This is a genomic window from Acinetobacter sp. FB, assembly GCF_056033405.1.
The window spans coordinates 2,236,332-2,255,306 of sequence record NZ_CM148502.1 but is presented as its reverse complement, the minus strand read 5'-3'; the positions used below and the strand labels follow the sequence as shown (position 1 = coordinate 2,255,306).

Here is an 18,975-nt window from a genome sequence, read left to right as displayed (position 1 = left end):
CGATTTAGGTGTCGCACGAAAGAGGGACTTAGGGGTATTAATGACGGAAGTGACGCATACCCGTGAACACCATTGCAATACCAGCTTCATCAGCGGCTGCAATTGTTTCTTCATCACGCATAGAACCACCCGGTTGGATAATACATTTAATGCCAGCTTTAGCCGCATTATCAATACCATCACGGAATGGGAAGAATGCATCAGATGCCATGACCGCACCTTCAACCACTAAGCCAGCATGTTCAGCTTTGATCGCAGCAATACGAGCAGAATTTACGCGGCTCATTTGACCAGCGCCTACACCAATCGTTTGACGATTTTTAGCATAAACAATCGCATTTGATTTCACATATTTTGCTACTTTCCAAGCAAAGATAAGATCATCAATTTCTTGTTCAGTTGGTGCACGCTTAGTTACTACTTTTAGATCATCTTTGGTGATCATACCTAAGTCTTGATCTTGAACTAACAAACCACCATTCACGCGTTTATAGTCAAGTTGAGCGGTACGTGCATCGATTGCAGGAAGTTCACCACACACTAACACGCGGACATTCTTTTTCGCGCCAGTAACTTCAAGTACGCCTTCAGCAATACTTGGTGCAATAATCACTTCAACAAATTGGCGATCCACAATGGCTTGTGCAGTTGCAACATCTAATTCACGGTTGAATGCAATGATGCCACCAAACGCAGATTCAGGATCAGTTGCATAAGCAAGATCATAAGCTGCTTGGATACCATCTAATGAAACTGCAACACCACATGGGTTTGCATGTTTAACGATGACACAAGCAGGTTTTGCAAATGATTTAACACACTCAAGTGCTGCATCTGTATCTGCAATATTGTTATAAGACAATTCTTTGCCTTGTAATTGTTTCGCAGTTGAAACTGATGCTTCTTTCGCATTTGCTTCAACATAGAATGCTGCATTTTGATGAGGGTTCTCACCATACCGCAAATCTTGAGCTTTATTAAGTTGGGTGTTAAACGTGCGAGGAAATAAATCTGCTTCACCCTCAGCTTTGCCAACACGAGCACCAAGATAAGATGCAATCATGCCATCATATTGTGCTGTGTGCTCAAACGCTTTTACTGCTAAGTCGAAACGAGTCTCGTAAGAAAGTGCACCATGATTTTTTAATTCAGCAACGACTAAATCATAGTCAGAAGCATTTACAATAATACCCACAGAAGCATGGTTTTTCGCTGCTGCACGCACCATTGTTGGACCACCAATGTCGATGTTCTCAATCGCATCACCTAGTGAGCAGTTTGGTTTAGCAACTGTTGCAGCAAATGGATAAAGGTTTACTACGACAAGATCAATGGCATCGATATTGTGTTCTTGCATCACAGTTTCGTCTAGACCACGACGTGCCAAGATACCACCATGAATTTTTGGATGTAGTGTCTTAACACGACCATCCATCATTTCAGGAAAACCTGTATGTTCAGAAACTTCTACTACAGCGATATTGTTGTCTTTAAGCAACTTATATGTACCGCCCGTAGATAAAATTTCTACCCCTAATCCAGCAAGGTTTTGAGCAAATTCAACGATTCCAGTTTTGTCGGAAACAGAGATTAAAGCACGTTTGATAGTCATGATTCTAGTCAACAGTTTGAAGTCTACAGATTAAAACAAAGGCAAAAAAAATGCCCACGAGAACGTGAGCATTTTATCAATTATTCACTCATTAAACCGTGAGCTTTTAACTTTTTACGTAAAGTTCCGCGGTTAAGGCCTAAAATCTCAGCAGCGCGCGTTTGATTGCCACGAGTGTATTCTAAGACCACAGATAAAAGAGGTTTCTCCATTTCTGCTAAAACCATGTCATAAACTTGAGATGGTTGCTCACCTTGCAATTGTGCAAAATAATGACGAACTGCGCGATCTACATGGATGCGAAGAGCGACATCAGATTGAGCCGTAAAAATAGGAGATTTGCTATTCATGCGTGTTAATCCGAAAAATCAAAATACCACTTGGATAAAGTGATATGTAAATGTGGTCTAAATTACTGAGTCCTGTTTTAGATCCTAAAACAGTGACTCTAAAACAAAGGGACTATTAGCTTGCCACAAATCCTCAATTTGTGTAAAAAATAAGCGTAACAATAGTTAAATATTTGTTACAGCCTACTTTCAAAAACAAAAAAACCAACAATGCGCTTATGTGTTAGAAGCACAGTTCGTTTAACGATTTTATTGTCTATAAATAACGAGGAGTAAGTGGGTTAAGCATTCGTGGCGCGTATCATACCACTGTCTGCGAAAAAGTGAGCAAATTAACTGCACTTTTTTTTATTTTTTTGTCATTTTTTTACGCTTTTAAGGTTGTACAATTTCTAAACTATAATCATCGAAGCTATTTTTACTCTTTGGTACTGTAAATTCGAATCGAAAAGGGCTATTCGTTGGGATTCTTTGGATGCTTTTTAAGCTATCCACTAAATAATCTTGTGGCTTTAGCGTGATATCGGTGATGACTTCTCCATTTTCTTTTAGAATCACTTTAATAGAGGGGATCACAAGACTATCTTTGTGACGGTTTACTAATACACCCGTGAAGCTTGTTTCATCTTTTCCTACACGTTTAATTTTTACTTTTTCAAAACTAAGAAATTTATATTGTTCATTCTTTATTTTGCACGTTACTACATTGCAGGCATAGTTAAAGATGCGATTCAATGCTGGACTATCATGCATGAGTTTTGGATTGAACCATAAAATCTGAAAAGCAAAAACTAGAATTAATGCAATATTGCCTAATCCCCATAATGTGTAATAAAGCCAGCCATGTTGTTTATGATTTTGTTCATGGTCGATTAATAAGTTATCTTCTGATAAGTTCAAATTAGGCAATGCCGTAACAGGTTCAGTATTAAAGTAATTTAAATTATTTAAATAAGTCAATAAATCAATATTTGAGTTCTCAATTTTCTGATCAAAAATACTCAAAATTTGCATTTGCTTCTCAGCAAAAGAACTATCGGGTTGAATCGAAGAAAATAATGAACGATTTGGTGGTGTTAGGGTTGTGTCAGCCGTTTCAGAATCGATTAGATTCGTTAATGCATTAAAATTAATGATACATTTTGGGCAACAAACCATGCCCTGTGCAACGCTAAGTTGTGAAAGGGTTACTTTATACACGGTTGAGCATTTAGGGCAGCGGGTTTGTTTTTCACTCATAAGGAACAAATTTCTCAAATTGTTGTTTTACGTTTTCCTGAGATGCGACACCAGTTCTCTTCACGTTTTTCGATCTGTAATATATCAAAAAACTCAGAGTAAACACTAGAAACATCAGCAACTTGCTCTTCGATTACACCAGCAAGTGCGAATTCACCCTCATTTTTCAATAAAGTTGAGAATTCAGGCGCAAGTGCCATTAGCGGCGCCGCTAAAATATTCGCGACAAGTATGTCCGCTTGTTGTTGTTTGAATTCTTGCTCAAACTCTTCAGGTAATCCTACATAAAGACGCTCAAGTACACCATTTAATTCTGCATTTTGTTTTGTAGCCAATACTGCTTGAGGATCGATATCAGTGGCATAAACTTTTTTAGCACCAAGCAGTAAAGCTGCAACGCCTAAAATGCCCGAGCCACAGCCGTAGTCAATGACGATTTTATCTTTTACATCGGTTTTACCCAACCACTGTAGGCACAAGAAAGTGCTGGCATGGTTACCTGTACCAAAAGCAAGACCTGGATCAAGTTTAATATTTGTTGCATCAGCTTCAGGTGGTTCTAACCACTCAGGTACGATCCAGTATTTCTCGCCAATTTGGATTGGTTCGTAATAGTCCATCCATGCGCGTTCCCATACTTGATTTTCTAAATATTCATGACGCATCGGAACGTTAGGAAGTTGCGCCTTGAGGAAAGCTTCTAAGGTATCAACATCGATAGGATCATCTTCTTCTTGTTGATAGATTCCAGTAACAATAACTTTATTCCATAATGGCGTTTCACCCGGTAATGGTTCAAGAAGTGCCTGATCTTCAGCATCATCTAAAGTTACGCTCACAGCACCTAGAGAGAGAAGGAGTGTTTCAGTAAGCTCAACTTGATCTTGATCAACGGTAATATGAATTTGTAGCCAGTTCACAGGAAAACCTAAGTAAATGTATTTGGGGTTATTGTAATAGATTCAGCTTGCCTAAAGGGATTATAAAATAGGCAGATTACAATTTTAAGATCTTTTTTTTGAATTTAGTGTGTTGATCACATCAAATACGATAAAAGAATGCGCTTAGGTCACATTCTTTTATCATTTTAAATATTTATAAATTTCCTATTTGCACAAATCTATGGTGTTTGTACTGAACTTACTGGACGAGGTGCGGACTGAGTTTCTGAAATTTTGCTTTGAGTTTCAGGTGTCGCGTTGTTAGCAGGCATCGGTGGCTGGAATGCTAGTTTTCCAGCTTCATTCGGTTCACATGTGCCATTATAAACAACACCTTTATAAGCAAAAGAAACCATATCACCTTGTTTTTTACTTTTACAAACTTGTTGATACTTTTGAGCTTGAGCATCAACAGTCGATTTAGCATTTACTTGCGCAGTTAAAGCTAAACATAGGCTACAAAGAAACGATGAAATTAAAAGCTTTTTGTTCATATCATTTTCCTAAAGTATTTTATGCATTAATTAGAATAAGAAATTCATTCAATAAAACAGTGGTGATCAGGTTAATGATTGTGTGGCGCTTTGTTAACCATTGAAGAAAAATGCAACAGAAGGTTTCTTTTTTGTGTGTTTTGTATACAGATCATTGATTTCTAGTGAATAAGAATATTGACGGTTTTTGTCAACTTAATATGAAAAATCCTGTATAATACTCTGTCATTTTTTGAATACACATTTACCACTATGCACTATCCTAAAGTTTACGACGTTATCGTAATTGGTGGCGGTCACGCTGGTACGGAAGCGGCGCTTGCTGCTGCTCGTATGGGAAGACAAACATTATTGTTGACGCATAATATTGAAACTTTGGGGCAGATGAGCTGTAACCCTGCAATCGGTGGTATTGGTAAATCACACCTTGTCCGCGAGATCGATGCACTAGGTGGTGCAATGGCACTTGCTGCGGATAAAGGTGGTATTCAGTTCCGTATTCTAAATTCTCGTAAAGGTGCGGCTGTACGTGCAACACGTGCACAGGCTGACCGTGTTCGTTATAAAGCTGCAATTCGTGATACTTTAGAAAATCAAGCGAATCTGGATATTTTCCAACAAGCTGCGGATGATTTGATTGTTGAAGGCGACACAGTTAAAGGCGTTGTAACCCAAATGGGCATCCGTTTTGATACCAAAACTGTGGTATTGACGACAGGTACTTTCTTGGGCGGTGTGATCCACGTTGGTCTACAAAACTCAAGTGGTGGTCGTGCGGGCGATCCACCGTCAATTGCATTAGCTCATCGTTTGCGTGAACTTAACTTGCCAGTAGGTCGTTTAAAAACAGGTACGCCGCCACGTATTGATGCCCGTACTGTTGATTTCTCTGTTATGACGCCGCAGCCAGGTGATTTCCCATCGCCTGTAATGTCATTTATGGGTGATGCATCTATGCATCCTGAACAGGTGAATTGCTATATTACCCATACAAGCGAAAAAACCCATGAAATTATTCGTGGTGGTCTAGATCGTTCACCTATGTATACGGGTGTAATTGAAGGTGTAGGCCCGCGTTATTGCCCATCAATTGAAGATAAAATTCACCGTTTTGCTGATAAAGATTCACATCAAGTGTTCTTGGAGCCAGAAGGCTTGGATACCCATGAACTTTATCCAAATGGCATTTCAACATCATTACCGTTTGACGTACAGTTCAATTTAGTTCGTTCGATCCGTGGTATGGAAAATGCGCATATCTTGCGTCCGGGCTATGCGATCGAATATGACTATTTCAATCCACAAGCATTGAAATTTACACTTGAAACCAAAGCGATTCAAAATCTGTACTTTGCTGGTCAAATCAACGGTACCACGGGTTATGAAGAAGCGGGTGCACAGGGCTTGCTTGCTGGTTTGAATGCTGCACGCCGTGCGTGGGAACAAGAAGAGTGGACACCAAAACGTGATCAAGCTTACATGGGCGTATTGGTTGACGATTTGATTACACTTGGCACTAAAGAGCCGTACCGTATGTTTACCTCACGCGCGGAATATCGTTTGATGTTGCGTGAAGACAATGCTGATCAACGTTTAACATCTATTGGTCGTGAGCTTGGCCTAGTGGATGATGAACGTTGGGCTGCATATAGCGAAAAAATGGAAGCGGTTGAGCGCGAAACTTCTCGTTTACAACATTTGTGGGCTGCGCCAAACAATCTAATGGGTAAAAAATTCGTTGAAATGACGGGTGCTGATCTTAGTAAAGAATGTAGTGCGATTGATTTACTGAAACGTCCAAATATCAATTTCAGTCAAATTGCAGAATTAACGGGTTCTGAAGTTTCAGAGCAAGTGGGTGAGCAAATCGAAATTGCGGTGAAATACGAAGGCTATATTAATCGTCAGCATGAAGATGTTGCACAATTGAAACGTCTAGAAGAAACCCGAATTCCTGCTGATTTTGAATATGATGGAATTTCAGGTCTATCACGTGAAATTACCTTGAAGTTAAAAACGGTTCGTCCAGAAACTTTGGCACAAGCTAGTCGCATCCCAGGTGTGACTCCCGCAGCAGTACAATTATTGATGATCACCATTCGTAAAAACAATATGGCGAAGAAATCAGCATAATTCTTGTATAAAGTTACGTTTTAAAAATACCCTCTTATTATAAGAGGGTATTTTTTTAATTTTTATGATTTTGTTCTTAACCATTTATCTATGGGAAATTGAATGAAGAATTGGCTCATTTTATTTATTGCAATTGTTGCTGAAGTGATTGCTACTTCTGCTTTAAAAAGTAGTGAAGGGTTTACTAAGCCGATTGCATCTATTGTTGTTGTACTCGGTTATATGATTGCATTTTATTGTTTATCTCTCACATTGAAAACAATTCCCGTTGGTATTGCTTATGCGGTATGGTCGGGTGTTGGAATTGTTTTGATTACCACCGTGGCATGGTTTGTATTTGATCAAAAGTTAGATGTTTGGGGAATTCTTGGGATTTTACTAATTATGAGTGGTGTACTGATCTTAAACTTATTGTCGAAAAGTAGTTCACATTAATTCTATTATAATAAAAACCGAGCTATTATTGGCTCGGCTTTTTAATTAAATTTTACCAGTCTGAATTAACGCCCTGCGAAGTCAAATATACCATTAATATGAATATCCTTATTTAATTCAGGGTGTTCACCTCGATAGAATAAAGTCGTATTGCTAAATTTAAGTTGATTATCTTTTGGACTGTAGCTTATACCTTGACAAGATTGAACGGTGTCACAAGTAAAGTTATATTCAAAACGTTTTAATGAACCCGTACTTAAATCAACGCCTACTAAGAAGTCTTTAAAATTTATCTTCTCGATCTTGTTATTTTTAAGTTCTATCTGAATTGCATTATTTCCAAACTTTTGTTGGTTATGGTTGATAACTTCAAAATATAATGCAGGTTGGATAAAGGTTCTATTTTCCCCATTTTTAAATGTTGGTGTAATTTGGAATTGGGTCAGTGGCTTGTTAACTTTAACCACACCATCCAATTGTATAAATGTGGTTGCACACGGTTGCTGAATTGAAATGTTTGAAAGTAAAGGAGGAATGGTATTATCTTGATAAATAGATTGATTGAATTTTAGGCTAATATCATTGGCATTTTCACTGGCTTGAATTGATGCAACATCTTTAATTGGGGTGTTCACGACAAAAGGCATACAAGCACCTGTAAAGCCATGTAAGGTCTCAGCTTCAACCAAAGCATATTTCGTAATTGTATTTTCAATTGAAGTCGTGAAGTTGGTTAGTTTTAAACCTGAATCAATCCAATTATCTGCATAGGAACTGAATAAAATCTCTTTTGCTTCTGGATCATAAATAGCATCTGAAGGAGAAATTGTTTTTTGGTTTGCAGATATATTAATTTGGCTTGTTTTTCTAATATTTTCAAATGTTTGAGCTGGGGTAGATAATGAACCTGATATTTTACCTGATAAATAAGTATAACTTTTAGTTATTGGTGGTAATTGAATGCCATCCCGAGGCATCACTGGAGTTATTGTTATAGGAGCTGTATTTGATAGTTTTAGATTTTCAAAATTAATTTCACTATTACCAGTCTTTTCATCAAATTTCACATTGATATTATTGCATACTTCAAAAAGAATAGAATCTGAACAAGCGAGAGAGTTGTCATTCGATGAATTAATATTAAGTTTGGTTAGGTAAGTTTTCCCAATAGAAACACTCAATACCTTCTTTAAAATAGGATCATAATTAATGTGTAAAGTTTTGCTTATATCACTTTTATCAAAATTATAACTTAAAATGATAGATGAGCTACCACGATCAAAGTGGTGTGTAACTGAATAAGCATTTATATTATCATCTTGATTGCTCGCTCTTCCCACAATCTTAATGACTGGTTCTGAATCTTTTTGTAAAGTTAAATCACTTTTAAACTCTGTTGCGAAGGTTGCAGGGCTAGTCGAATTATTTTCTTTAGATTGATGATTATCACTACCACAAGCAGATAGTATTAATGATGTAGTTAAGACAGCGACACTCGATTTAATATTTAACATTGTTAGTTTTCTACTAGGATTATTTTGTAGCAGAATAATATCGATTTATTATTGTGTTTAAAAGCTCCCAAATTAATAATTTTTAAAGCCTAATCGTAGCGATTAGGCTTGTTTATCTTCAATAAAATAAAATTTATAAAGCAATTTCAATCCCTTGTTTTAAATTCTGCTGATCTAGTTGAGTATTCGCATCAATTTTTGCATAGGCTTTAGGTAATACACGGTGAGCAACACGATTCACTTTTTTTTCTAACCATAATGGCATTTTGATGGCTAGAGGATTTGTTTCTGTGTGCGATACATCAGTTAAAACACGTGTTCCCATAATATAATCGAACCAAGGTTTAGTGACACACCAATTCGCATTTTGGTTGCTGGTCATGTGATGATCATAATGCCATGGAATCCGTTTTTTTGCATATTCTGGATCTAAGTGTGATTTGGCATGAACTTTCCAATAGTTCCAAATGCCGTAATACAAACCAGCAGTAAAGAAGGGGGCAACAGGCAGAAAAATAGTTGATGCCGCTGCTAGACCGATAAGTGCTGATTTTTCATTATACATTTCACCATTTTTAAACATGGATTCTGCATAACCTTGGTCATGAAAGTTATTCAAACGAGCACGCTTATGGTGAGCAATATGAGTAAAAAAAGGACTATTTCTATTTTTACTTGGAAATTCATGTAACCAAACTCTATGAAAATACCATTCCATACCATTTGCAACAAAGATACCTACAGGGAAACCAATCATGTTGAATATACCGAATAAAACATGCATTGAATTTTAGAAAAATAAAAAGGAAATGTTTTGACCGCTCTGACAGTTTTAATCTGCCTATTAAATCAAATTATTTTTGTTTTCTTTGACGATAAGCTGTTGGTGTTTCCCCAGTCCAACGTTTAAATGCTCTAGAAAAGGCTGAGGGTTCAGAAAATCCTGTTAAGTAAACAATTTGATCAATATTCTCTTGTGTCTGAGACAATAAACGTCTTGCTAAACGTTCACGATAACCCGCAATGACTTTTTCGTAAGTGGTATTAAGTAAATGTAAATCGGCTCTTAAGCTGCGAGCGCTCCGATTTAAATGTTTAGGAACGCTATTCTGGTCAAATTCACCTGATTCTAATAAACCACTCGCCAGAATTTTTTCTATTTGTTCTATGAGTTTGTGCTTATTGAGGAGTTCAAGTTGTGATTTTGCATGGTGTTCATGGATTTTTAATAATTCAGGTTCGTAGGCAGGAGAAGATTTTCTTAATAAGTCATTATTAAATTCAATATAACCGTCGATTTGTCCGAGTTTGACAGGACAACCCCATGTTTTAAAATATTCTTCTTGTGTTGCACCATCAAGATATGGCAAACCAATTTCAATCGGGACAAAAGCATTTTCACTCATATATTTAAAAAAATTGAGTAAAATTCCAATCGCACATTCTAAATAATGTCGAATTGGATGGTTAAGACCAGAAATAATTGCAGTCGTTTCATTTTTGGATAAAAGCTTAAATGACATTGCGTCTGTCAATAATGCTTGGTATCGAATGGTTCGTTTCAAACCATCCCCAAAGGTTGGGCTACTTAAAAAAAGGTATTCAATTACTTGTCCGCGAAATGCAGGCACATTCGAACCTACATGCAAACCAATATCTGAATCTTGACTAATTTCTGCTGCTGCTTGCCAAAAACGCGATTGAGTTGAGTTATCGCGGCGAACGAATTTGTCTGGAGGTTGATCTGGTAAATGCACACTAGCAAAAATGGCTGCGGCATCTAAATTCATCTTCTGCATGGTTTGATAAACCATCCATAAAAAAATACCTGCATCACTGGTTTTCTTTGAAGTCATAAAACAAAGTAACTTAACGTTTTAAAACAATATACGCTGTTCTTTTCAAGATAGAAATGCATTGAGTTTAAATCTAAAAGGGAAGATACTTAAACTCGTTCTTACAGGCTGAGAAAATCTCAAACCTAGTTAATGGTGTCTAGGATTTTACCCCCATAAAAGATTTAAGTATCTGTTTTTATTTTATAATGCCTCATAGAGGGATGATGAATGAGCAGATTATTAAGCTATTTCGCAAAGTCTAAATTTATGATGTGTATTGCATGGATTATTTTATTTTTGCCTGCTTTTGCGAATACTCTTTATGGAGACCCATTCTTTCTCTCTATATTTTATTTTTTATGTTTGGTTCTGTACTTAAGAAAAGTCCGTAAGTACTTGGCTTTACCAACGATCTTTTATATTATTTTTACGATATTTCCACCGTATTTTTATTTTATTCGTTGGTTTATCCCATTATTTATGAGGGAAATTTCTTTACATGAATATATTACCGAAGAGTATACTTTGTTTCATTTAAGATTAACTGGTTTTAGTGTATTCGGAGTATTTTTTCTGTTATTGATGGCACTTTCTATTTACTTAATTAGCCTTAGAAAGGAATTGGCTTTAAATAAATCTAGCATGAGTTTTTAGACTAGACAGGTTACATAGTAAACGTAGGCTGCGTATTTTTTCATTCCCTGTATAGTATTCGCCTAGATTGCTATTGTACGGTGAAATGCCAAACTGGTTAATCTTATATTTCGTAAAGACCTCGATCAATTCTTCATTCATGAGTAATTGTTTTTTTATTTTTGTCCACGTAAAAAGAATGAAAGTTTATTGCTTATGATGAAACCCACGATTTATTCGGAGAGTAAGGTTGAGGGAATATTTGTTAGAAATGGCCGCTTAAAAACAACCATTTCCAAGATAGATTTTAATTATTCAGTTACTTCGACTGTAACACTATACGTGTATGTTTGAGCAACAGGTTGTTTAGTATTGTCACTATTCGCTTCTGGATAAGTCGCTGCAATTAAATAAATACCAGCTTCATTAAATTTAATTTCAAGCTCACCTTTAGCGTTAGTTTTCACGTGCGGTTGTTCACGTTTAGCATTTGGTTGATAGCTGCTCGCACCTTTAAATACATCAACTTCTAAATTTGGTACAGGTTTTCCATCTATTAAAACTTGAGCTTTTAATGACTCACCAGCGTACAGTTCATTGGGGTGAGTTAAAAACTTAAACTCAAAACCTTTATTTTCTATTTGTGGAATTGGGCTAGGTTTGCCCTTGGTCACAAAGCTTTCAGCAAGGTAATAGTTTGTTGTTTGAATTGTTTTTGCATTAGCTGGGATTTGATCCTCTGTCACAAAACGTGGCGGTTGGCTTGCTTGCTGAGGTGCTTTTTGTTCAGCATTTGCTTGAGGTTGCATAGGTGCAGCATTTGCAGGTCGTGATGGACGAACACGTAACCAACGCCCATCAATTTGAGCATATTTAGTTGGATTACCAGTCGCTTCTTTTGTGCGAATACGATAGGTACCATCATTGGTTAAATTGAATTCAGCGATATTAAATTTTTTGAGTTCAGCTGCTGCATTGAAAGATTCAGTTTTACCTTCAGGCGTTGTGACTTGATAGCTGGTTTTAAAATTTCTACTTGGGACAAAGAATTTTTCTACTGTAATACCACTTTGAAAGCTCACACTGTCAGATTTGCTATCGAAGACTTCAGGCAGTAAAAATGGGCTGGCAGTATGAGCAAAACTCAAGGTTGGTAACAGCGCGAGTAATCCAGTCGTAATCAAATGACGCATGAAAAATTCCTTAAAAGAGAAATATACAAAAATGCAAAAGATTTGCCACAATCTACTTGATAACGAGTATCAATTGCAATATCATTTCGATAAATTTTTAATCGTCATGTTCAAAAACTAAGTTGATGATTAAAAAGTTATTCCTCTCTTTTAGCTTAATTTTTAATGAAGATTAATGTTATTGATTTTATTGAAAAATTTTATCAAATTATATCGTAGTCTAAGTTAAGTATTGAGACAGAAAGAGAAGAGCATTACTTTAATTGAGCGACCAGTAGATTTTAAGTAAATCTTGGAAAATGGAATCCCCGTATGTCATCAACTCAACAAATTTTTCGTCCAATACAGATAATTTTTCGTTTATCTCCGTTGATGGCTGCGTTAACTGTTATGATGTCCCCATTTACGGCGACTCAAGCAGATGAACTAAGTATAAATATAAAAGATGCACATCAATTATCCGCGCCAATCCAATTACCAAGTTATCGTTTTCATCAAGATCATGTACTAGGCACATCTTTAGATGTTGTTGTCACTACATCCCAGCAACAAGATGCAGAAAAAGCTTTACAAGCGATTCAAACAGAAATTGTGAGGCTTGATCAGATTCTTTCTGTTTGGCGTGATGATAGTGAAATCAGCCAATTAAATCGTGAGCAGCAAATTTCGGCTTCATCTGAGCTTTATGATGTTGTCGCAGCTTGTGAACAGTGGCGTAGTGCAACGTGTGGTGGCTTTGATGCACGTTTAGGGCAATTGATCCAATTATGGGAAAATAGCAATCAAGTCCAACGTTTGGATGACAACACTCAAGAATCTTTATTACGACAGTTACAAACGCAAAGTATTGAACTTAACCCTGTAACAAAGCAGATTAAAACAGCATCAGCTATTAAAATCGCACCTGATGCTTACGCTAAAGGCTATGTAATTGATCGTGCTTTATTAGCAGCTAAACAAGCAGTGCCACATTTACAAGGTATTCTAATCGATATTGGCGGCGATATGCGTGTATGGGGGCAATCACCTCAACTAGCGGGTTGGAAAGTTGGTGTACAAGACCCGAATGAACGTTTTGATAATGTTGCACCAACTCAAGTACTCAACCTTAAAGATCAAGCTGTAGCTTTTAGTGGTCAAGGCTATCGTGGGTTCGCAAATCAATCGCATTTGTTAAATCCACATACAGGACATCCGATTCAGAACGTTGAACAATGTGTCGTGGTTGGGCAATGTGCAGCCGATTCAGATGCTTTAGCAACAGCATTAACCGCAATGCCTGCACATGAAGGGATGCAACTGATTGAACAACTCGTTGGTTATGAAGCTCAACTTATTGCAACTGATGGCACACGTTATCAAAGTTCAGGCTGGTCATCATTATTAGATGCCAATCAACCTAAAACAATGCGTCATGTAGCTGCAACTGGTACAGCAACAGCTTGGCCAAAAGGCTACCAAGCTCAATTAGAAGTGAATATTCCAAAGATCGCAGTAGACAACTACCGTGCACCTTATGTGTCAGTTTGGGTTACAGATAGCGATAAAAAGATTGTGCGTACACTGGCTGTCTGGGGTAAAGATGAGAAGTGGATTAACTCAAACTATGTTTGGTGGCGTCGATATGGTCGTCAAATGCCAAACTTAGATGCTGTTGCAAAACCTTCACGTCAACCAGGACAGTATAAGTTAGCTTGGGATGGTAAAGATGAAGCAGGTAAAATGGTGGATGCGGGTAAATATATTATCCATATTGAAACCTCGCGTGAGCATGGTGATCATTCTTATCAAACCATTGAGTTGAATGTCACACCAAAAGCTGCAACACAAACGCTGCCTGCTCAAGCAGAAATTGGTACAGTTAAACTGAATTTCCAACGTGGTGCTTAATTTCTAGCATCACTCCATCTATGAGGCTAGTCCCTTGTATCAACGCCGTGATTTTTACCGCCATGCACGTTATGTGCATGGTTGGCTTTCTGCCTTTGCCTTTATCGTTTTGATCTTCTTTGCTGCTACAGGTTTATTCCTTAATAACCCTGATTGGTTTAAATCAAAGAATGAAGAGCAAACGACTACATTCACTTTGCCGCCAACACTGGTTGAGTCTCTGCAAAAACAAGAGAATCCAAGTCAAAGTATTATTGAATATGTTCGTACAAAACAGCCTTTAATTGGTCGTTATAAAAGTAGCGAAGTGATGGATGGTGAAGTCATGATTCGTCTTGAAAGCCCAGCAGGTTCAACAGACTTATGGGTGTTGCTCGACAATGGTGATGTTGAGATGACACAGAAACCAGCCACTACGGTTTCACTATTGAATGATCTGCATCGTGGGAAAAATGTTGGAGCGGCTTGGCATTGGTTAATTGATATCAGTGCAATCATCATTATTTTATTATCGTTGGCTGGTTATATTCTGTTTCTGACCATTAAAACCCGTCTAGTGACACATCTGCTTTTAACGGCATGTAGTTTATCGGCAATTATTTTGCTCATTTGGTCTGCCATTTAAGGGTGAAAGGATGACTCAAGCTGTACTGACGATTATTGTGATATTGGCAATATTATTGAGTCTACATCTCCTTATAATCGTTTGGTTGTTATGGCAACAACGTTATGTGAAGCAAAAAGCCAAGCAAGATCATCCTGCTTATTTAGTGGTGTATGCCAGTCAATCTGGACATGCTGAATCTTGGGCAAATCACACCGCTGAACAATTGCGTTTAATTGATCATCACACTGCAATTCGAAATATTCAAGAACTGAGTATTGCTGATTTAACGCAACATCAACGTATTTTATGGGTAGTGAGTACCTATGGCGAAGGGGATGCACCTGATGCTGCCCAGCCATTTGTGCATAAAATATTGTCCCAATCTTTAGATTTATCGCATTTATCATTTTCAGTGCTTGCATTGGGTGATCAACGTTACTCGAATTTTTGTCAGTTTGGGAAAATACTAGAACAATGGTTATTGAAGCAGCAAGCTCAAGCTCTATTTCCGACGGTCTGTGTTGATCAACTTAATAGTCGTGATTTAGAACAATGGTTGCTGGGCTTAGAGCAGTTAACCACCACTCAATTTTCAGCGCTATCCATTGAAAAAGAGCATGTAGAGTTAAAGTTTGCTCATCGCCAATGCTTGAATAGAGGCAGTATTGGGGAAGCAATTTATAAAATCCAATTGATTCCTGAACAAGATTTGGTTTGGTCATCAGGCGATATTTTAGAAATTCAATGTGAAAATAATACGATTGATATTCAGAATTTTTTAGCAGCACAACAGCAAAAAGATGCAGTGGATTTCATTCCTCAACTGCGCCGCTTAAATTTAAGAGAACTACCACCGCGTGCATCACTTTCATTTGCTGAATGGATTACACAATTTGAATCCTTAGCTCAGCGTGAGTATTCGATTGCAAGCTTACCTGAAAATGGTTTAATCGAATTGGTGGTGAGACAGCAACAGACTGAATCAGGTTTAGGACTAGGCTCAGGTTGGTTGACAGTGGGGTTGGAGCAAGACCAATCGCTGCAAGCCAATATACGACATAATCCAAGTTTCCACTTAGTTCACGATGAACGACCACTGATTTTAATTGGCAATGGTACGGGAATCGCAGGTCTAGTTGCGCATTTACGCCAACGTGAGCATTGGGGATACAAAAATAATTGGCTAATTTTTGGTGAAAGACAGCAGCAGTTTGATCATTTATATCAAACAGAAATTCGGTATTGGCAGCAGCATGGTTTTCTGGAGCATGTGGATTATGCTTTTTCACGTGATCAGGCTGAAAAAGTCTATGTGCAAGATTGTCTAAGAACACAATCGGTTCAATTACAAGCATGGATTGCACAAGGTGCAGCGATATATGTCTGTGGTAGTTTACAAGGTATGGCGAGCGGTGTTGATCAAGCACTAAAACAGATTCTAGGGCATGAACAGGTAGAACAGCTTAAGCAGCAACAGCGTTATCAACGCGATGTGTATTAAGTCTATCGATTAGTTGTCAGATTGGGCTAGGACCAGTGCTTTGATCTTGTCAGCTTTTTCAAAATGATCAAGTCGATGTTCAATGATCCACCAATGAGCAGCTTCCATTAAGCATTCAGGATCATCATTTTTATTGGCAAAGAAAGCATAAAAAGAAAGTCCCACGTTACTGCCTTTTTTTGCAATTTTTTCATCGCAGACCTGTAGGATTTTGGCTTTGAGTTCGGCTCTCATTATTATCCTTTATTCATTAAATAAAATAATATGCAGATCATAGCATTCCCAATATCGAAAATTTTCATAATCCGATTTTTAATATCTATTTTGAAATCTAAAAAGCCAGCTATTTTCATAACTGGCTTTTGTTAATGGTGAATCAACTTAGCCTAGGTAGTAAAGTTAGAACTTTTTCTCAACAGAGAATTGGAAACTCGCCATACCTTGATTTGTTCTTGCTTGATATAAACTACCGTCAGATTGATTGGTCAGTCGTTCTTTATAATCTGTGCTGAGTAGATTGTTGAGATTCAAACTTGCTGCCCAGCCACCAGTGAAACGTTTGGTTGCACTGAGGTCTAATCCAAAACGTTGATTGGTTGTTCGATCATAAGGCTGACCATCTAAGCCACGCGTAAACTCAGGCGTATAACTTAGATTCATACTGGTAGAAAGTTGCCAAGGCTTAAAGTTATAAGATAAACCTGCACTTGCATTATATGGGGCAACATCGCTGACTAAACGCTCATTGTGCTGTTCATCTTCAACTTTGGCACGAATCGTTGATATTTGCCCATTCAGCATAAATGAATGACCTGCATCCGTTTGTTTCAGTGCATAACGTCCAGAAAGTTCAACACCATAGGTCGTTGCTTGATTTTGGTTTTGTGGACGTTCAACATAACGTGAACCTTCAAGTGCAATCACCTTTTCGATGTAATCTTTAATTTCGCGATGATATGCAGTTAAACTCATACCACCATTCGCTGAGTCATATGCCAGAGTTGACTCTACAGCGCTTGTTTTCTCTGCTTTTAAGTCAGGATTACCGCCGCGATCAGGATTATTCAATGAACCAGCATCGCTATCTGTAGAAACAGTTACGTTCGGAATTAGACGATCAGTTTTTGGACTGTTAAATGCTTGGCTCAGGTTGGTTTGAATCGACCATTGTTCGGTTAGATCAAAACGATAAGCAAGTACAGGGCTAAGATGTTGGTCCTGATAATCAACTAGACCAGAGCGATTTAACCATTCTTGGCGTGCGCCCAACGTAATCGTTTGTCGATCTGTGAAACGCCAGCTTCCCTCAGCATATAAAGCATAACGTTGCTCATCTAAACTATTGCTCACATTACTGTCTAAATTACTACTCCGTGTATCAACACCAAATTTGATTTGACGAGTCGGATCTAATTTACGCATCCCATCATAAGCGAGACCATATTCATGAATGGTTTCATCGGTATAAATGGTATTTTGTGGTGAGCGGGTGAGTTGAGTTTCGGTTTGACGTTCAACGGATAGCCGAATCTTATCGCTTAAGTCTTTGTCTTTCCGCTCATAACGTGTATTTAAACGAATGCTATCATTTTTATCATCTTGCGTTTGATTGGCTGAATAACCATCCATTTTGATGTTGCGATAGAATAATTCGGCAATCAATTTTTGTTGATCATCGAGATCGTATTGCAAGCGAGGTGAAAACATTTGCATGCTTCGATTGACCGTGCGCGATTGTTCACGTGTACCCGCTGATGTTTCTGTTTTGGTTAGGGAGGTGTTATCAACCCACATTTGATTTGCAGAAACACTATATGACCATTGATTTTCACGACCATCAGCTTGTAGGCTGATTTTTTGTTCGCTCTTTGATTGTTTCTCAGAATCCTCGTACTTACCATAACCTACTTTTATCGAGCCACTGATACGACTATCGAGAGGTTCTTTCAAAATAATATTGATAACAGCTGATGACGCAACAGACGCTTGGGCAACACTTGGCTGCTTCACAACTTCAATTCGTTCAATCATTTCAGGGGTAATCGTGTCAATAATAGACATCCCACCACGTGGTCCACCTTGCACAGGTTCACCATTGATAAGGAATGTTGGACCAGCTCCACCACGGAAACGCATTCCAGAAGCGCCGCCACCACCGCGTGGACCTTGTCCTGGTGTTGGAAGTTGAAATCCAGCAGCTCTACGTAATGCATCCATGACGAATTGATCGCCGTACTGTAGCATTTCATCACGAGTGATAATGGTTTTAGGTACAGCACTTATATCATCATCTTTTGGTTTTTGTGGCTCTGCTGATGCTTTAAACGATAGGGTAGGTAAAACCTGCGTTGCCGGTTCTGTGGGTGCTGTTATGTTGCTATCAGCGGCGAAAACTGAAGTGCTGATACTGAGTAATGCCGAGCTAAGTACACTCAATTTCCCAGAATAGAGTGGATATTTCATTCAAGTACCCCAAAAGAAAGATCAAATTATTTTGTGTGTAGCCTAATGTAAAATTGTGTAGAAAAATGGAATTTAGCTTAAATAAGCCTCAGATTTAAAAATATTTTTTAATCATTTATGCGCTATTAAAGA

General features: G+C 37.8%; 16 protein-coding genes. 5 read left to right on the top strand and 11 right to left on the bottom strand.

All coding sequences use genetic code 11. The annotated features are described in order from the left end of the window. Window positions 1-37: 37 nt before the first annotated feature. The 5 genes from purH to AC0JIQ_RS10680 all read right to left on the bottom strand — a co-directional run bounded on the left by purH (window position 38) and on the right by AC0JIQ_RS10680 (window position 4,636). A complete protein-coding gene (purH, locus tag AC0JIQ_RS10700) occupies window positions 38-1,612 on the bottom strand; it encodes a bifunctional phosphoribosylaminoimidazolecarboxamide formyltransferase/IMP cyclohydrolase (protein ID WP_474201634.1) in 1,575 nt (524 codons plus the stop codon). An 80-nt stretch (window positions 1,613-1,692) separates the two neighbouring features. Beyond that, complete coding sequence (gene fis / locus AC0JIQ_RS10695; RefSeq protein ID WP_001086304.1) at window positions 1,693-1,962, bottom strand: DNA-binding transcriptional regulator Fis; 270 nt, start codon at window positions 1,960-1,962, stop codon at window positions 1,693-1,695. Window positions 1,963-2,337: 375 nt separating this feature from the next. Further along, a complete protein-coding gene (locus AC0JIQ_RS10690; RefSeq protein ID WP_250748475.1) occupies window positions 2,338-3,201 on the bottom strand; it encodes a DUF3426 domain-containing protein in 864 nt (287 codons plus the stop codon). 14 nt (window positions 3,202-3,215) lie between these two features. Next, on the bottom strand, window positions 3,216-4,121 hold the full coding sequence (prmA, locus tag AC0JIQ_RS10685) for a 50S ribosomal protein L11 methyltransferase (protein ID WP_050041886.1): 906 nt from the start codon (window positions 4,119-4,121) through the stop codon (window positions 3,216-3,218). A 200-nt stretch (window positions 4,122-4,321) separates the two neighbouring features. Next, on the bottom strand, window positions 4,322-4,636 hold the full coding sequence (locus AC0JIQ_RS10680) for a hypothetical protein (protein WP_474201633.1): 315 nt from the start codon (window positions 4,634-4,636) through the stop codon (window positions 4,322-4,324). 252 nt (window positions 4,637-4,888) lie between these two features. Between AC0JIQ_RS10680 and mnmG the strand changes: the two genes are divergently transcribed. Both mnmG and AC0JIQ_RS10670 read left to right on the top strand, forming a co-directional pair. Next, window positions 4,889-6,769 carry a tRNA uridine-5-carboxymethylaminomethyl(34) synthesis enzyme MnmG gene (gene mnmG / locus AC0JIQ_RS10675; protein ID WP_346511109.1) on the top strand — a complete coding sequence of 627 codons (1,881 nt, stop codon included), beginning with the start codon at window positions 4,889-4,891 and terminating at the stop codon, window positions 6,767-6,769. Window positions 6,770-6,871: 102 nt separating this feature from the next. After that, window positions 6,872-7,204 carry a DMT family transporter gene (locus tag AC0JIQ_RS10670; RefSeq protein WP_474201632.1) on the top strand — a complete coding sequence of 111 codons (333 nt, stop codon included), beginning with the start codon at window positions 6,872-6,874 and terminating at the stop codon, window positions 7,202-7,204. A gap of 65 nt (window positions 7,205-7,269) precedes the next feature. On the opposite strand, the gene AC0JIQ_RS10665 is transcribed toward AC0JIQ_RS10670, so the two are convergent. From AC0JIQ_RS10665 to AC0JIQ_RS10650, 4 genes are all read right to left on the bottom strand, one after another. Continuing rightward, the gene (locus AC0JIQ_RS10665; RefSeq protein ID WP_474201631.1) at window positions 7,270-8,718 is read right to left on the bottom strand and encodes a hypothetical protein; all 1,449 of its coding nucleotides are present in this window, start codon (window positions 8,716-8,718) and stop codon (window positions 7,270-7,272) included. Window positions 8,719-8,851: 133 nt separating this feature from the next. Continuing rightward, window positions 8,852-9,475, bottom strand: a complete 624-nt coding sequence (locus AC0JIQ_RS10660; protein WP_474201630.1) for a sterol desaturase family protein — start codon at window positions 9,473-9,475, stop codon at window positions 8,852-8,854. Between the two features lie 97 nt (window positions 9,476-9,572). Then, window positions 9,573-10,574, bottom strand: a complete 1,002-nt coding sequence (locus AC0JIQ_RS10655; protein ID WP_474201629.1) for an AraC family transcriptional regulator — start codon at window positions 10,572-10,574, stop codon at window positions 9,573-9,575. 926 nt (window positions 10,575-11,500) lie between these two features. After that, window positions 11,501-12,382 (bottom strand): DUF4198 domain-containing protein, encoded by an 882-nt coding sequence (locus AC0JIQ_RS10650; RefSeq protein ID WP_250748492.1) that lies wholly within the window; start codon window positions 12,380-12,382, stop codon window positions 11,501-11,503. A gap of 312 nt (window positions 12,383-12,694) precedes the next feature. On the opposite strand from AC0JIQ_RS10650, the gene AC0JIQ_RS10645 reads away from it, so the two are divergent. Genes AC0JIQ_RS10645 through AC0JIQ_RS10635 form a run of 3 tightly spaced genes read left to right on the top strand, consistent with a single transcriptional unit; the run spans window position 12,695 to window position 16,380 of the window. Continuing rightward, complete coding sequence (locus tag AC0JIQ_RS10645; protein ID WP_474201628.1) at window positions 12,695-14,272, top strand: DUF2271 domain-containing protein; 1,578 nt, start codon at window positions 12,695-12,697, stop codon at window positions 14,270-14,272. 34 nt (window positions 14,273-14,306) lie between these two features. Continuing rightward, window positions 14,307-14,897, top strand: coding sequence for a PepSY-associated TM helix domain-containing protein (locus tag AC0JIQ_RS10640; protein WP_087546779.1), 591 nt, complete (start codon window positions 14,307-14,309; stop codon window positions 14,895-14,897). Between the two features lie 10 nt (window positions 14,898-14,907). After that, entirely contained in the window at window positions 14,908-16,380 is a 1,473-nt protein-coding gene (locus AC0JIQ_RS10635) for a sulfite reductase subunit alpha (RefSeq protein WP_474201627.1), read from the top strand. A 9-nt stretch (window positions 16,381-16,389) separates the two neighbouring features. Here AC0JIQ_RS10635 and AC0JIQ_RS10630 read toward each other — a convergent pair whose 3' ends face one another. Together AC0JIQ_RS10630 and AC0JIQ_RS10625 are read right to left on the bottom strand one after the other, a co-directional pair. Beyond that, window positions 16,390-16,614, bottom strand: coding sequence for a DUF6500 family protein (locus tag AC0JIQ_RS10630; RefSeq protein WP_046738726.1), 225 nt, complete (start codon window positions 16,612-16,614; stop codon window positions 16,390-16,392). A gap of 165 nt (window positions 16,615-16,779) precedes the next feature. Continuing rightward, the gene (locus tag AC0JIQ_RS10625; protein WP_474201626.1) at window positions 16,780-18,843 is read right to left on the bottom strand and encodes a TonB-dependent receptor plug domain-containing protein; all 2,064 of its coding nucleotides are present in this window, start codon (window positions 18,841-18,843) and stop codon (window positions 16,780-16,782) included. Between the last annotated feature and the right edge of the window lie 132 nt (window positions 18,844-18,975).